Origin of the sequence: Marinobacter sp., from assembly GCF_048259445.1 — a bacterium.
Classification (GTDB): Bacteria; Pseudomonadota; Gammaproteobacteria; order Pseudomonadales; family Oleiphilaceae; genus Marinobacter.
Genome location: NZ_JBLXHQ010000002.1, coordinates 145,321 through 160,949 on the forward strand (window position 1 = coordinate 145,321; position 15,629 = coordinate 160,949).

Here is a 15,629-nt window from a genome sequence, read left to right on the forward strand (position 1 = left end):
ATATCAGACAGTTTTTCAGTAATTTAGCGAATACCCGGCTGACCCGCCATGAAGGTTGCGTAACGTTATGTGTTTATGACAACTGAGTCCCGAATTCTGCCATCCCCCGGCTGGAGACGTTTTGTCGTGCTGGCGATCGCACTGAGCGCAAGTGCATTTCTGCCGCCAGCACTGTTCGAGTGGTCTCGCAGTGGCCTGGAAAACGGTGAACTCTGGCGGCTGGTAACCGGCCACTGGGTTCATCTTGGCGCGGGGCACCTGGCGCTCAATCTCGCCGGAGTGACGGTTGTCTGCTTGTTGTTCAGGCGCCATCCACCTTTAAAAGAGTGGATTGCTTATCTGCTTATCTCGCCGCTTGTCATATCCCTCGGCCTTTTATGGCAGGCTCCGGATCTGGCCTGGTACCGGGGTTTTTCGGGATGCCTGCACGGGCTGCTGGTTTTTACAGCGCTCTTTAACCTCAGTTCAGAGCGGCGCTGGAGCCTTCTGGTGCTGGCGTTTATGGCCGTGAAACTGGTAGCGGAAAACACGCTCTATAACCCGGCTACCGAGAACACCCTCATCGGTGGGCGTGTCATTCTCCAGTCACACTGGCTTGGCGCTCTCACCGGCGCCACTGCAGGGCTAATGTCAATCCTCGCGGAGCGATGGTTCAGAAAGCCAGCGAAATCATCACCGGAATAAACACCAGGGCAAAGAGCGTAGTGAGCATTACCGTGCCTGCGGCCTGTCGGGGCGAGGTGTCCAGCAAAGTTGCGATAACAACAGTATTGGCTGCAATGGGTGTAATGGAAATCAGAAAGATCGCTTTGTGCACCGCCGGTTCATAAATACCCAGCACCTGTGAATCCAGCCACCAGAAGGCCGTTGCCAGTAGTGGCCAGGCCACAAATTTTCCGAAAAATGCCAGTGACGTAAAGCGCAGGTTGCCCACCAGCCCCCGGAAACTGCTGATGCTCATACCGATGATCATCATGCCCAGAATACTATAGGCGCCGCGCAGGTTGTCGAAGAGCGGCATAAACACATCGGGAATGCTGACGCCCGAGAGGTTGAGGCTTACCGCTGCCAGGAATGCATAGACCGAAGGCAGTTTTGCGACCCGCCACAGGGACTCTTTCAAATCATGCCGCCCGCGAGCCGCGAGGTAAAACCCCACCGAGCTTTCGAACAAGGTGACGCCCAGCATGCACACAATATATATCGCCAGCCCTTCTTCCCCGAACAGAAGCAATGCAACCGGCACTCCAAAATAGCCCGTGTTACCTGACCCGACGCAGAGCGGAATAATGGCGGCACTGCCATCTGTCAGCACCCGCCGCGCAAACCTGAACTGCACAATGGCAAGCACCGATGCAAATCCGAACACCAGAAAAGGCAGGAAAATCACTTCCGGGGAAAGCGGCGCAGCCATAACGCCGGAGAACACCACCGACGGCGTAACAATATAAAGCATGATGCCCGCAATATGCTTGCCACTGGCCTCAAGATAGCGCCCGGCGACCCAGCCGAGAGCAACCGTGACATAAAGCGGAATCAGCTTGATAAACAACGCCAGCGCTGCTGCCATAGAGGCTCCGGACACCCGAGTTCAGAAAAACAGGCCGGCAAGTCTATCATCTACCCCTACAGAGGTAACTCCCCAGCGCAGTAGTGTCATTTCCCGCCATGATTGATAATCGTCAACAGCATTACGAATACATGTTTATATCCTAGTATGGCAGTCAGGTATTTCACAACGACCAAGGAGAGAGACCAATGGCCGAACGCTTTACCAAAAGCATGGCCAGGAACATATATCTGGGGGGAAGTACGTTCTTCGTCCTGCTGTTTCTGGTTCTGACTTTTGACACCCAATCGCGGGCTATGCCCGAGCGGGATAACAGGGATCAGCTTACCGAAGAGGTTGTCCGGGGCAAACACGTCTGGGAAAACAACAACTGCGTTGGCTGTCACTCCCTCATGGGCGAAGGTGCGTACTTTGCACCGGAGCTTGCCAACGTATTTGACCGCCGTGGCGGGGCCAACAGCGAAGTCTTCAAGGCGTACATGAACGCCTGGATGAACGCCATGCCCACAAACGTGCCCGGTCGCCGGCAGATGCCGCAATTCAACCTGACCGACCAGGAAATCAACGATCTGTCTTCATTCCTTGAGTGGACGTCCAAGATCGATGATAACGGCTGGCCACCCAACATCGAAGGCTAAGGGAGTAGATATGAAATACGAATCTCAACGGGTCGCCATGCCCTATTTCATCTTCGGCCTGATTCTGTTTGCCGGTCAGATCGTATTCGGCCTGGTTCTGGGCCTGCAGTACGTGGTGGGGGATTTCCTGTTCCCGGAAATCCCCTTCAACGTTGCACGGATGGTTCATACCAACCTGCTGATCGTGTGGTTGCTGTTCGGCTTTATGGGGGCCACCTACTACCTGGTGCCTGAAGAAGCGCAAACCGAGCTTTACAGCCCGCTGCTTGCCTGGATTCTGTTCTGGGTCTTTGCCGTTGCCGGCACTCTTACCATCCTTGGTTACCTGTTTGTGGACTACGCCACTCTGGCGGATGTCACCATGAACAAGCTGTTGCCAACCATGGGCCGGGAGTTTCTTGAGCAGCCTACGATCACCAAGATTGGCATAGCCCTGGTGGTGGTCGGCTTCCTGTTCAATATCATGATGACTGCCCTGAAAGGCCGTAAAACCGTGGTCAACATTGTGTTGATTACCGGTCTGATTGGTTTGGCCGTGCTTTGGCTGTTCTCCTTCTACAACCCCAGCAACCTCACAACCGACAAGTACTTCTGGTGGTTTGTGGTGCACCTGTGGGTTGAAGGCGTATGGGAATTGATCATGGCCGCTATCCTGGCGTACGTGCTGATCAAGATCACCGGCGTAGACCGCGAGGTCATCGAGAAGTGGCTGTATGTGATCATTGCCATGGCGCTGATTACCGGCATTATCGGTACGGGCCACCACTTCTTCTGGATCGGGCCACCCGAGTACTGGTTGTGGCTGGGCTCTGTGTTCTCGGCACTGGAACCCCTTCCGTTCTTCATGATGGTGCTGTTTGCCTTCACCATGATTAACCGGCGCAGGCGCAACCACCCCAACAAGGTCGCTGCACTATGGGCCATGGGTACTGCGGTAATGGCGTTCCTTGGCGCGGGTGTATGGGGCTTCCTGCACACACTGGCACCAATCAACTATTACACCCACGGCACTCAGCTCACTGCTGCGCATGGCCATATGGCCTTCTATGGCGCCTATGTGATGATCGTGCTGACCATCATTTCCTACGCTATGCCAATTATGCGTGGCCGGCCTTACGGCAACAGCAATACGGCCCAGGTTGTGGAAATGTGGAGCTTCTGGCTGATGACTATTTCCATGGTCTTCATCACGCTGTTCCTGACCGGTGCCGGTATCCTGCAAATCTGGCTGCAACGCATTCCGGAGAGCGGCGAAGCCCTGTCATTCATGGCAACCCAGGACAACATCGCACTGTTCTACTGGGCGCGCATGATTGCCGGCTGCTTCTTCATGGCCGGGCTTGTGGTGTACTTCGGCAGCTTCTTTATCAAGGGACAAGCATCTTTTGACGAGGAAGTTCGCGGCGCTGCAATCCAGGACGCATAAACCCTCGAACCAACAGGGCCGGAACACGTTTCCGGCCCTGCCTACCCGGACTTGAATTGTGACCGTACAGCGGGCAAACCCTAAAGACACGCTCCAGAATAAGCGCCTGATTACCCGCGCTGCTTTCTTCGGGCTGTTTCTGCTGGCACCGGTTTTGAATATTTTCCGTTACGATCTCACAGAAACCCATTTTGTACTGTTGGGTTTCCCGCTTTCTTTCAACCTGAATCTTGACTGGGTGGCGCAAAGTTCCCCTGTGGACGTCGCCAGCCAGATTCTGTTTTGGTTCATCCTCCCCATTCTTGTTCTGGTTCCCCTTGTACTCTGGGTTGCCTGGAAATGGGGCCGCATCTACTGTGGCTGGCTGTGCCCACACTTTTCGGTCGTCGAAACCATTAACGATCTGATGACCCGCATGACCGGCCGGCCCACACTCTGGGAAGCCCTGAAAAAAGGCCGACGCGGCAAGGTTATCCATTGGGCAGGACTGACTTTGGCATGCAGCCTGATCGGCTTTTCATGGGCGCTGGCAATGCTTTCTTACCTCTTGCCGCCTATCCCGTTATATACGGATCTGGTCACTGGCAACATGGCCTTCTATCCAACGGTATTTCTGGCCGTAGCTACCACCGTTTTCACCCTGGATTTTTTGTTTGCCCGCCATCTGTTCTGCAAATACGGCTGCGCTTTCGGCGTGGTGCAAAGTATTGCCTGGATGACTCATGGCCGTGGCCAGCTCGTTACCTTTGATACCAAGCGTGCGGCAGCATGCCGCGACTGCACCAAAGCCTGCGACGAGGCCTGCCCCATGCGGCTACCTACCCGCAGCCACAAGCGGGCAAAGTTCTCCTGCACCCAATGCCTGCAGTGTGTAAGTGCTTGCCGTGAGGTGCAGAAAAACAACCCGGAAGGCAGCCTGTTGCAATGGCAGCCCGGCGAACCCAGCCGGCAAACGGTGCTGATTCCTGTTCATCAGTTAACGACCAATCCCAAACCTGACAGAAAACCCGCACGGCAGCGGGCTTAGAGGGAGTTCAAGATGGAAGAGTGGGTCGGCTATAAATGGCATGAGTACATCACTCGCCAGGCTCTGGGGGAGTTCCCAGAGCACGCCGTTTACCTGAAAGACGAAGCCCGCAGCCTCGGCATTGTGTTCCGGGCCTTTGGGGGCGACCCTGCGCTGAGCCTGGTAACGGCAGAGTCCCGGCACTTTCGGCTGCGCCGGAAATTTTTGCACAAGCTGGCTGGCACCCATCGTAAATTTGAACTGGCCTGGCGGGACGACCAGAATCTGCGCCTGCCGGAGCGAATCGCACGCTTTCCCTCCAGACAGCTAAACCGGGATCTTTATATCTGGCTGGCGGCCCTCGCGGCTACCCCGGCCCCGAACGATAGCGACTGGTTTACCGGCAATCAGGCCTTGGTTCAGGAGGTGCTTGCGCGCTGGCCCGGGCTTGAAAAGGTCTATCAGCGCCTGGTCAAGCAAGTACTGTATTGGCGCCCGGACCCGGAAAGCCTGACACCCGAGGAAGCCACTCGGGAACATGCCATTCGCCAGGCTCTTATTCATCCGGGCAGCGTCCCTGCCCTGCCCACTGCCGAAACCGACCCCTGGCCAGTCATCCTCTGGCTCTACCCGGCGCTTGACCAGGGCAAAGCCAGCGGCCAGGTCACAGGTGATGACGAGACCCAGTCCAGCCCCGGCGGCCTGACCAAGAAGAACAAGCGCAAGCAGGCAGAGCGGGTAGAAGCGTTCAGCCGCGACCAGGGTTTGATGATCTTCCGGCTGGAAAGTCTGTTCTCCTGGACAGAATTTATTCCGGTTGACCGGGCAGGCGATGATACCGACGAGGAAGACGCCGAGGCGGTTGCTAACGACCTGGATATGATCTCCGTATCCAACGACCGTAAGGAAACCTCATCGGCCATCAAGTTTGATCTCGACTTGCCTTCGGAGGAACACGACGACCTGCGCCTTGGCCCGGGCATTCATTTGCCTGAGTGGGATTGGCGCACCCAGAGCTTTCGGGAGGCCTTTTGTTGCCTGCAACCCATGCTGGCAAAGGATGCCCAGCCAGCAGAACTTCCTGAAGCGCTGCGCCGACCGGCAAAGCGCCTGCAAAGGCAGTTCAGCGCACTGAAACCTTTGAAACAGTGGCAGAAGCGGCAGCTCGACGGCGACGAGCTGGATCTAGACGCCTGTCTTGAGCGGGAAGTTCAACACCGGCGTGGCCAGGGCGTTATCGACCAGAAGCTGTTCCGCCGCTGCCAGCAGAGTCAGCGCGATCTTGCCTGCCTGGTGCTGGCAGATGTGTCACTCTCAACCGAAACTTATATCAACAATCAACAGCGTGTGATCGACGTTGCCCGGGACGGGCTGCAACTGCTCAGCGAAGCACTGCAAGCCAGCCGCGACCCCTTTGCCCTGTTTGCGTTTTCATCCCGGCGGCGAGACCATGTTCGCTTCCATCACCTGAAAGGCTTTGATGAAGCATACAACAGCACAATTCGGGGCCGTATTCAGGCATTGGAACCGGGCTTCTACACCCGAATGGGCGCCGCTATCCGACAGGCAACCAAGCTGCTGGAAACGCGCCACGAGCATCAGAAGATTTTGTTATTGCTGACCGACGGCAAACCCAACGATCTGGACTTGTACGAAGGCCGATATGGTGTGGAAGACACCCGCATGGCGGTACTGGAAGCCCAAAAAGCCGGGCTGACACCGTTTTGCGTGACCATTGACGACGAAGCCAGCGAATACCTGCCCTACGTGTTTGGCAGCAGCAACTTCGTAGTGATACGCGATCCGGCACAGCTGCCGTTGCAGCTCCCAAAACTCTACCTGAACCTGACACAATGATATGAGTGATTCGATTGACCTGGCCTTTGAACCTGAACCAGTATCCGGTACGCGCCAGCTACCGGGCGATCTTGCCGTGTGGATATTCATCTTTGCCGAACTCGCAGTGTTCGGCATCATGTTTATCGGCTTTGCGGTTGCCCGCAGCCTGGACCCTGCCACTTTCCATGCTGGCCGGGAGGCTCTGCATCCGTTAATCGGGTTGCTGAATACAGTAGCGCTGATTACCGCCAGCTATCTGGTTGCCACTGCGGTTCACCAGCTTCGCAAGCGGCGTTCAGGCGTACCATTGCGTCTGTGGCTGGCAGTTGCGGTTTCCTGCGTTTACACGGTTGGCAAGCTGTATGAGTACGTAAACTTGTACAGCCAGGGCTATAACCTGGGAACAGACACCTTCTTCATGTTTTATTTCTTCCTGACGTTTTTCCACTTCATGCACGTGATTCTCGGGCAGGTTGTGTTGATTGTGATTGCGGTAAAAGTAGGCAAGGGTGACTACGACGGTTCGGATATGAACGGCATGGAATCCGGTGCTTCTTACTGGCACATGGTGGATCTGGTCTGGTTGCTTATGTTCCCTTTGCTTTATGTACTGGCCTAGGGAGGGCTGGGAATGCTGACGGTTTATTTCGCACTGATGATTTGCACCGCCCTGCCGGTGATTGCGCTCGAGGTCGGCATAGGCCCTGAGTTTCTGGCCTGGCTGGTGTTTGGCATGGTTATTGTGAAGGCGCTGTTGCTGGTGGATCACTTCATGGAGATGAAGCACGCGCCGCGAGGATGGCGGCTGGCTGCCCAACTATGGGCGCCGCTGGTAATTGTTGCGGTTGCCGGTTTTCATGCAATTACATGACCAGAAGAACGCACAAGAACCCGTAACTGTGCGCCTCAAATATTTCTAAAATCAGACAAGCTGTTCTTGCAACCATAGTCTGGCCGAAACGGGGTAGAACCCCTTATTTACCATACAGCATTTGATGGGCCCGCAGGATGGGTTCATTGACCATTAGCGCCCGTTTGAGTCGTGTTTGAAGGGATGGTGCACCAACCTCCACCTGCAGCAGTGCCGAATGCGCGGCACACAGCGTTGTTGCCGCACCCCAGTCGGAAAACAGGGTCTGTGCCCATTCCCGGAATTCCCTCGCCGCTCCCGCACGTTTTTCCAGCGCAAGTGGCAGGGTGGGATGCAGACTCACAAGGCCTTTCGCGCCAAGCCCCGGAAGCCAACCGGGCAGCTCTGTGTACCCAAAGGTATCGTCCACGTGGATCGCACCCGATTCGGGATGGAACACCAGCACGGATGAGAAGTGCACATTTTCGTTGTCGGAAATGAACTCAACGCCCCGGGGCACTGAAAACTGCAGGTCATCACGGTACTTTTCATGAAGGGCATCATGCTCGGTGCATTCGGATTCCCAGGGTAAATTCGGGAACCGGTTACGATGTCGAGCTGTGCCGTAGAGTTTCGCATGGGGGTAAAGCTCGTGCATTCTCTCGACATTAACGGTGTGAAAGGGGTGTACATTGAGAATGGCCTCTACCCTGGCACCGCCAACAATCGAGTTGATCGTCTCCTGCTGATAAGCATCGAAAGCGTAGGCGTCCAGGAACAAGAAGTTGCCGCTTGCAAGTTTTACCAGGGAAGTCTGCGTTCCGATATCGATACGCCCCCCGAGCTTGAACGACCCGCGAATATTCCAGAACGTGTCAGCTACCTTGATGATGGATTTGTCCATCCTTCCAGTCCCCTCTTTACATGTGAAAAAATCATAACTGATTGAATAAATTACATATTGGGTCAGTTACACTTTTTTTGGTTTTTCACTCCATTTTCCTCTGAAGACTGTGACGTTTTGCTGGCCAAAATAGCGGCGAGGCGTTGATTTTCGAATTCTAATGCGACTTTGCCAGAGGCTAATTTCATTGGAAAGCGGACCTTTTTTCAGTGCAGAGATCAGCCTGCTCCTTATTTTATCGGGTAACATCGGTTAGCGCAGTACCAGATCCCTTAACCTTTGCAGGAGAAAAAAGTGTCAGACACCAACATCGAACTTACTTCCACCATTAGCGAAGACAACAAACTGGAACTCGCCCTGCGCGAGATCGAGATCCCGCAGCCGGGCGAAAACCAGGTAGTCATCCGCATCGAAGCCGCCCCTATCAACCCGTCTGACCTGGGTGTAATGTTCAGCGCGGCTGATATGACGACTGCCAGCCAATCCGGTAGCGCTGATCGCCCGATCATCAGTGCCGATGTCCCGGCCAAGTTCATGGATGCCGTTAAAAAGCGGGTTGGCAAGCCTGTACGTGTGGGCAATGAAGGCGCAGGTACCGTCGTTGCTGCAGGCTCATCCGCCGCAGCGCAAAGCCTGATGGGCAAAACCGTTGCGTTCATTGGCGGCGGTAGCTACCGCAAATACCTCTGTGCCAATGTGCAAAGCTGTCTGGAACTGGAGCCGGGTACGACTGCAGTCGAAGGCGCTTCCAGCTTTATTAATCCGCTGACTGCATTAACCATGGTAGAAACCATGCGCGCTGAAGGCCACAAGGCTATCGTTCACGCTGCCGCCGCCTCTAACCTCGGGCAGATGCTTAATCGCATCTGCATCGCCGACGGCATCGACCTGGTCAATATCGTCCGCAAGCCGGAACAGGAAGCATTGCTGCGAGATATGGGCGCCAAGTACGTGGTCAACTCCAGTAGCGACAGCTTTATGGCAGACCTGACCCAAGCACTGATCGACACCGGCGCTACCATCGCTTTCGACCCCATCGGTGGCGGGCGCCTGGCTAACGATATTCTCACCTGCATGGAAGCCGCCGTCTCTCGCAACATGACGGAATACAGCGTGTATGGATCTGACATCTACAAACAGGTTTATATCTATGGCGGCCTTGATCGCGGCCCGATCACACTGAACCGCAGCTTTGGTTTTGCCTGGGGTGTAAACGGCTTTTTGTTGTTCAATGCATTAGGAAAGCTGGGTAATGAAATCACCGCCGCCATGCGCAAACGCATAGCCGCCGAAATCAAAACGACCTTCGCTAGTCACTACACTCACGAAGTGTCCCTGGCCGGCGCATTACAGCTGGATGCGATCTCGGTTTACGGCAAACAAGCTACCGGAGAGAAGTTCCTGATCAAACCTCAGAGCTAACCTTTGGCGTCTGGCGGCAACGCCATCCGGGGGCGCAACGTCAGGATGATCTTGCCTGCTGATCTTTCGCCACATATCCCCATGGCGCCAGATCTTCCGATTAATCGAATGGTTAGGTAACGGGGGCACGAGGCCTAGGAGAAGGGCCGCATTGTGGTCGTGGCCGTGAAACCGTGGTTTGGCCGGGATCGCCGCATCATATGGCAACATAGGTTGGGAGTTTTGACCGCGCAATCATTGGAAAGCGGTCCTTTTTACCGCGACGAGATGAGCCAGTGAAGGGGGTCTGGACCGGGGTAGGTTCACTCATAGACTAGGAGTGGCAAGGGCACCAGGATAAGTCCAAGCTTAAACAAAAGCGAACATTCGCGACGATCAAAAATGATGGCTTTTTTCCCACCAAAACGATCGAAATGAAGCGCGTTATGAACCTGGCAATCGATCAAAAGGACTCACGGTTCCCGCCCGTCGATCGCCCAATATATGCGTGTAGATTTCAGTTGTTCTGATATCGCTGTGCCCGAGTATTTCCTGCACCGTTCGAATATCACTTCCAGATCTTAAGAACTCTGTCGCAAAGGCATGCCGAAAGGTATGTGCCGTGACTCGTTTGTTAATGCCACTGGCTATAACTGCCTATCTTAATTGCCGCGAATAGGTTGAATGGTGAAGATGATGTCGGCACACATAATCGGCTATTGGATGAACGCATCGGGTTGATGAAGGAAACAAGTATTGCCATCCGAGGTCTTTCATTACGGGCCCGTACTTTTTGTGCAGAGAGGCAGGAACTGAAGTGAGCCCAAATCCATCGGCCAGATCAGATTCATGAACTGCCCTGACATAGGTTTGCAAGATAAAGACCTTTAGTCATTGCCGTCCCCATTCATTTCCTCCCATTTCAACCAACCGAGAAGCGGCTCGTCGAAAGGAAAAGGCGAGATCATTGGCGGACGATAGTTGTGCCAGTGACACGCCAATTCGACCCGTCGCCGACCACTCATAATATTCTCCCTCTTTGGTGCGAATCATGGTCGTCGCAAAGGAGCTCGAGTTCCCCCCCTTCTCATTGACAATCAATTCTTCATCTCCATCACTGCTTTCGACTTGCGCTTCAAAATCAACAAACAATTCGTCGAGCGGGACTTGTGCCGCCAGCACCAAGCGGGTGCGAGATTCATAACACGCGTCAATGAGGGTCACGAACCGTCGCGCTTCGTTGAGGTGATTGGCGTCCAGCTGGGGGACGCGTTCCATGATGATGACCGGAAATCGGGAGCAGAGGGAAATATAATCAGCCGCCCCAAGCGGTTGGTAGCACAGCTCGGAAAAGTCAAACCAGGCACACCGGGCATTGAATCGGGCAACCTGGACGGTGCGACCAAAGAGCACAGGAATGGTCTCGGCCTCAGTTCCGGATGCAGTGTCACCAAATATTTCTTCCAACTGCGCCTGTATGTTGTTGTTAGTATTATTATCGCCATGAATATCATTGTTTGACCAAAAATAGGATTGACCATCCGCTCGATTTTCAAGTCGATAATCCTTCTGAGAATCCTCCATAGAAATAATGTCGGACGTGTTTTTCAACATGTCGATGAATGGCAAAAAGAGGGAGCGGTTGATGCCTCCCTCATACAAGGCATCGGGGGATCGATTCGAGGTGGCCACCATCACGACATTCCAATGCAACAATAATGAAAACAGTCGCTTCAAAATCATGGCATCGGCAACGTCTGTCACTTGAAATTCATCGAAACAGAGGAGTTGGGCCTCTTGTGCCAATTGTTGCGCAATGACGGGGATCGCATCACCTTGTGGGTGTTCCTGTTTGTAGACAAAGATTCGATGATGGACGTCTAGCATGAATTCGTGAAAGTGGACGCGGCGTTTGGTTATGTTTATGTGTTTGTGGCTGTCGTTAGTACAACAAGAATTATCATCAGGAACAGAAACCGACGCGTAAAAGAGATCCATTAGAAAGCTCTTGCCGACCCCGACCGGTCCATGAATGTACATGCCTCGCGGTGGTGGACCAAAAGACCACAAATGGAACTTCTTTCGAGGAAAAGACTGAGCGTGTGCCAAGGATCGCGCCAGTAACCGTGACAGTGGATTGCTGTTTTTAAAGCTGCCCTCCGTCGGTTCGTCGCTGCGAACTGGTAGTGGTGGGAGCGAGGTCAGAGACTCGTGCAGGGCATCGAATTTTGCCGCCAGAGCGACCTGCGCGTCATCTCGTCGCACCTCCCCCGCATCCACCATGCGTTTATACGCTGCTGTCACGGGGCCTGTCGGGAAGGACCGCCAAGCGACGCGATGTTGTGCTGTCACATTCTTCATCACAGTCTTCATCATGGAACTAAGGAGTTTATTAACATGGCGGTATGGTACGTTTGATTTCTGTATAGGTATCAAATTAACCCTGGCACACCTCTTAACCTTTTTCCGTTTCGTCTGAATGTCCGCTTTGCGACCTCAGCGTGCTTTGTTTCCTAATAGCGGGTTGGGGAGGCCCCTATCTGATAAGGTCTGCTTTGTGGTCAAAGCAGCAGAGGATCCGGGTTCAAGACAGGCCAAAGTACGGCCGTAAAGCTGCGGCAAAATATGATTAGCTGGCCACCAATCGGCCGCCAAATGGGGGCAAGATAAACAATTAATTTATTGGAGCGGCCGTAAGTGGCCCTCTGTGTCACCTTAAAGTGGCCAAACCAGCCAACTTATGGTTTCAAGAACACAACCCCCGGCGCAGAGGGCCTCCCAAAACTGTGCGTAGCCATGGATGGCGAAGCCCAAGCTTACACGGACGTATTCACAGCGTGTTTTGGGAGGCCCTCTGCGCCGAAGCTACCTCCCATTCAAGCAGGCTAGAGCCACTTAGCCGGAAATACGGGTGGTTTATCAGACATTGCCTGGGCGAGGGATATCATTCCCCACAGCACAAAACCCGTGTGGAGTGCTATGGCCCAGACCAAAGCAAACGTCCCGAAGTGTCCCACATCGCCGAAGAACAGCCAACTGAAGACAACCCCCGAACTGATCAGGACAAAGCCTAAAAGAGACATGATCAAAGCCGCCCGGGTATGAACCCGGCGCAGTTCATTTGTCCCTGAACTCTGGATAAACATCCAGAGCAACACAACAAAACCGATAACCGGAATGGCTAACAGGTTCAGCAAATACCAGATAACCGGCACAACCGCTCCACTAGCGGCTTTCGTCCGGGCGCCCGAATACGGCATATACCACCTCCATTAATGAAATAACTGTTGCTTCGTCGTCTGAGAGCGGCTCAATCATGCCAGCGCGACAAGCCACTGGCGCAGGCAAGCCGGCGCGTATCAGAAGAGCGGTGTGTATCAGCAGCCGCGTCGAGGCTGCCTCTTCCAGGTCGTGATCTTTAAGATTGCGTAAAGCCGTCGCAAGGTTTACCAACTGCTTTGCCAGGTCGCGATCGCAACCAGACTCTTCCAACACAATGGTCTGCTCCGCATCTTCCGAGGGGTAGTCAAACCGAAGTGATACAAACCTTTGCCGGGTGCTGGGCTTCATGCCTTTGAGCAGGCTCTGGTAGCCCGGGTTGTAAGAGACAACCAGCATAAAGCCAGGTGCTGCGGTGAGCAGTTCGCCAGTGCGCTCGATAGGCAACTCCCGGCGATCATCCGCCAGCGGGTGTAGCACCACCGTTGTATCTTTGCGGGCCTCTACCACTTCATCCAGGTAGCAGATGCCGCCTTCGCGCACGGCGCGGGTCAGCGGGCCATCCTGCCAATAGGTGCCTTCCGGGCCAATCAAGTGCCGACCTACCAGGTCTGCTGCGGTCAAGTCGTCGTGACAGGCCACGGTGTAAACCGGCCGGTCGAGCTTCTCGGCCATGTATCGGACAAACCGCGTTTTACCGCAGCCTGTGGGCCCTTTGATCAGAACCGGCAGGCCGTTGTCGGCTGCCGCCTCGAACAGTTCTATTTCATTACCAACTGGCTGGTAAAACGTCATGTATTACAACCCTCTGTTACTGATCGTCGGTTCGGGTAAAGCCATGAACCCATTCTGGAAAAACGGCAAACGCCTGTTTATCGTCCGTTCGCCTGAGATGACTGAGTGCTTCTTCGCAGACCAGTGCCTGTTTACTCCAGGCATCACCCCGGTACCAGCCTACGGTTTTTACCGGCGCTCCGAGCCAGGTGATCACCAGGTCACGGCTCTCAAGAAACTGGCTCGCAAACCCCGCTTCAGAAACTGCTGCGTGGGTATTGTTATGCAGCAAAAGACCAAGTGCAGAACTGAAGTCTCCGGCCTCATAGATTCTTTCCGGCTCCGGATCTATACCCGCAAGGCCCAGTTCGGCAAGAGCCAGCCGGGACGCCAAAGGATCCCGGCCTGCAACTGTGGCCAGATCTCGAGCCTCCAGCCCGGAAACCGAACGAACACCAGATGTTCTGCGGGTTATCCAGGCCGGTCGAGGCAACTCGCCATCAGGGTTCATTGCACTCAATACAACTGTGTCCTGCAGGCGCTGCGCTGAAAAACGAAACATCAGCGCCGCTGCCTGCGGCTCACTTGTAAAACGAATCTCGCCCTGGCATCCCTGCTTTGCCAGGTGCTGGTCAAGGCGGTAACGCGCAACGTCTGTTACGCGGGTAACCGAATCAATAGTCAATACAACTGGCTGAAGCTCGTTGGCCGCTATCGCCTCTGGATTACAGAGCAGAAGCGCCGTAAATGCTGAGGCCCGAATATGCCTACAGCCCAAGCTCATGAGCCCGACTGGTAAAGAAAATGCCGCTGGGGTTAAGGGCGTCCAGCTCTGCAACAGGCTCTAGAGTTCGAGTGTTGTATACCGTAACCCGGTTGCTGTCTCTCGACGACACCCAGACTTCCTCGCCCCTCGGTGTGAACTCCATGTGCAACACGGCCTTGCCCGGCTCAAGCGTGCGGATAATTTCGCGGGTCTGGGAATCAATCACCTGAACCACATCGTTTTTCGGGTGTGCGAAGCTTACCCATATGCGCCGGTTGTCGGGGCTGGCCATCACAAAAACCGGCTGGCCCTGTACCGGGATTTTGTCTACCAGTGACCAGTCATTCATATCGGCTACCAGCACCTGATGGTGACCTACAGCCGGCACAAATGCTCTGCCATCGGCAACCGTCCAGCCCTCAAGGTGAGGCATTTTGTAAACAGGAAGCTGTTGTTCGCCCTTCCCGTAATTCGGCAAAATCTCGGTGACACCGGCGTCGGTATTCCAGAGATCCAGCATGGAAAGGCCATCTTCACCAAACAGGCCGGCAATGTAGTAGCGTCCATCTGGCGTGATCATGGAGTCGTAGGGTGCCTTACCGGCATCGAAACGGGTGACTTCAGGCTTGCCGCCTGCATCACCGTTCGGCATATCCAGAATCCAGATTTGCCCGGCATCAAACAGGCTGAAAACAAACCGGTTACCTGGCGCATCAACCAGGCCGACGGTTTTGGACTGCGCCGTTTCTCCGTTTTCCCGGGTATAGGTAGCAGGAATATCGGCGACCAGTTCCAGCGTTTTGCTGTCAAAAACCTTCACTCCTCCCGGCTCGTAATTCGACACCGCAACATAGCGGCCATCCTGGGAGATCGCACCACCAATACTGTTACCAGACTGAATCACTCTGCCGGCAATAGACTGCTTGAGCAGGTCTACTTTGGTAAGGCCGCCATCGCGACCAAATACGAAGCCATAGCGCGCATCCCGGGAGTACACAACGGATGCATGAGACAGATCACCCAACCCTTCAATACGGTTGATCACGCTGTGGCTGGTCGTGTTGATAACCAGCAAAGAACCGGTTGCACGCTCGATAATCAGGCCCAGGTCACCGGTACCCATCAAACCATCGCCAGAGTCAGTTTCACCAAGAACCTGGCAACCACTCACCAGTGCCGCAATCAGCACCAGCATTAATAGTCGCTTCGCAGAGCAGATAATCTGAACCATTCAGT

At 54.5% G+C, this 15,629-nt stretch carries 16 protein-coding genes; 8 read left to right on the forward strand and 8 right to left on the reverse strand.

Going from position 1 to position 15,629, the window contains the following annotated elements:
- Positions 1-75 precede the first annotated feature (75 nt).
- Entirely contained in the window at positions 76-684 is a 609-nt protein-coding gene (rrtA, locus tag ACN0RL_RS02075) for a rhombosortase (protein WP_417513194.1), read from the forward strand.
- Here the strand turns inward: rrtA and ACN0RL_RS02080 are convergent.
- Positions 653-1,570, reverse strand: coding sequence for an AEC family transporter (locus ACN0RL_RS02080; protein ID WP_417513196.1), 918 nt, complete (start codon positions 1,568-1,570; stop codon positions 653-655). The two genes, rrtA and ACN0RL_RS02080, sit on opposite strands and share 32 nt — an antisense overlap.
- A gap of 188 nt (positions 1,571-1,758) precedes the next feature.
- Here ACN0RL_RS02080 and ACN0RL_RS02085 point away from each other — a divergent pair, with 188 nt between their 5' ends.
- The 6 genes from ACN0RL_RS02085 to ACN0RL_RS02110 are packed head-to-tail and all read left to right on the forward strand — an operon-like array spanning position 1,759 to position 7,350.
- Entirely contained in the window at positions 1,759-2,208 is a 450-nt protein-coding gene (locus ACN0RL_RS02085) for a c-type cytochrome (RefSeq protein ID WP_417513198.1), read from the forward strand.
- A 10-nt stretch (positions 2,209-2,218) separates the two neighbouring features.
- Positions 2,219-3,634, forward strand: coding sequence for a cbb3-type cytochrome c oxidase subunit I (locus ACN0RL_RS02090; protein WP_417513200.1), 1,416 nt, complete (start codon positions 2,219-2,221; stop codon positions 3,632-3,634).
- Between the two features lie 58 nt (positions 3,635-3,692).
- Positions 3,693-4,661 carry a 4Fe-4S binding protein gene (locus ACN0RL_RS02095; RefSeq protein ID WP_417513202.1) on the forward strand — a complete coding sequence of 323 codons (969 nt, stop codon included), beginning with the start codon at positions 3,693-3,695 and terminating at the stop codon, positions 4,659-4,661.
- A 12-nt stretch (positions 4,662-4,673) separates the two neighbouring features.
- Positions 4,674-6,497 (forward strand): nitric oxide reductase activation protein NorD, encoded by a 1,824-nt coding sequence (locus tag ACN0RL_RS02100; RefSeq protein WP_417513204.1) that lies wholly within the window; start codon positions 4,674-4,676, stop codon positions 6,495-6,497.
- Position 6,498: 1 nt separating this feature from the next.
- Positions 6,499-7,098 (forward strand): cytochrome c oxidase subunit 3, encoded by a 600-nt coding sequence (locus tag ACN0RL_RS02105; protein ID WP_417513206.1) that lies wholly within the window; start codon positions 6,499-6,501, stop codon positions 7,096-7,098.
- A gap of 12 nt (positions 7,099-7,110) precedes the next feature.
- Positions 7,111-7,350, forward strand: a complete 240-nt coding sequence (locus ACN0RL_RS02110; RefSeq protein ID WP_417513208.1) for a cytochrome C oxidase subunit IV family protein — start codon at positions 7,111-7,113, stop codon at positions 7,348-7,350.
- Positions 7,351-7,453: 103 nt separating this feature from the next.
- Here the strand turns inward: ACN0RL_RS02110 and ACN0RL_RS02115 are convergent, their stop codons facing one another.
- The gene (locus ACN0RL_RS02115) at positions 7,454-8,233 is read right to left on the reverse strand and encodes a hypothetical protein (protein ID WP_417513210.1); all 780 of its coding nucleotides are present in this window, start codon (positions 8,231-8,233) and stop codon (positions 7,454-7,456) included.
- Between the two features lie 294 nt (positions 8,234-8,527).
- Between ACN0RL_RS02115 and ACN0RL_RS02120 the strand changes: the two genes are divergently transcribed.
- Complete coding sequence (locus ACN0RL_RS02120; RefSeq protein ID WP_417513212.1) at positions 8,528-9,655, forward strand: zinc-binding dehydrogenase; 1,128 nt, start codon at positions 8,528-8,530, stop codon at positions 9,653-9,655.
- Between the two features lie 423 nt (positions 9,656-10,078).
- On the opposite strand, the gene ACN0RL_RS02125 is transcribed toward ACN0RL_RS02120, so the two are convergent.
- The 6 genes from ACN0RL_RS02125 to ACN0RL_RS02150 all read right to left on the reverse strand — a co-directional run bounded on the left by ACN0RL_RS02125 (position 10,079) and on the right by ACN0RL_RS02150 (position 15,624).
- Positions 10,079-10,285: a tyrosine-type recombinase/integrase gene (locus ACN0RL_RS02125; RefSeq protein ID WP_417513452.1), complete on the reverse strand. Its 207-nt coding sequence runs from the start codon at positions 10,283-10,285 to the stop codon at positions 10,079-10,081.
- A gap of 240 nt (positions 10,286-10,525) precedes the next feature.
- Positions 10,526-11,995, reverse strand: coding sequence for a cell division protein ZapE (gene zapE / locus ACN0RL_RS02130; RefSeq protein WP_417513214.1), 1,470 nt, complete (start codon positions 11,993-11,995; stop codon positions 10,526-10,528).
- A gap of 524 nt (positions 11,996-12,519) precedes the next feature.
- On the reverse strand, positions 12,520-12,894 hold the full coding sequence (locus tag ACN0RL_RS02135) for a hypothetical protein (protein ID WP_417513216.1): 375 nt from the start codon (positions 12,892-12,894) through the stop codon (positions 12,520-12,522).
- Positions 12,860-13,648, reverse strand: coding sequence for a CbbQ/NirQ/NorQ/GpvN family protein (locus tag ACN0RL_RS02140; RefSeq protein WP_417513218.1), 789 nt, complete (start codon positions 13,646-13,648; stop codon positions 12,860-12,862). Before ACN0RL_RS02140 ends, ACN0RL_RS02135 begins: the two co-directional genes overlap by 35 nt.
- Before the next feature lie 16 nt (positions 13,649-13,664).
- Positions 13,665-14,411, reverse strand: coding sequence for a hypothetical protein (locus ACN0RL_RS02145; RefSeq protein WP_417513220.1), 747 nt, complete (start codon positions 14,409-14,411; stop codon positions 13,665-13,667).
- Positions 14,395-15,624, reverse strand: coding sequence for a cytochrome D1 domain-containing protein (locus ACN0RL_RS02150; protein ID WP_417513222.1), 1,230 nt, complete (start codon positions 15,622-15,624; stop codon positions 14,395-14,397). Before ACN0RL_RS02150 ends, ACN0RL_RS02145 begins: the two co-directional genes overlap by 17 nt.
- Between the last annotated feature and the right edge of the window lie 5 nt (positions 15,625-15,629).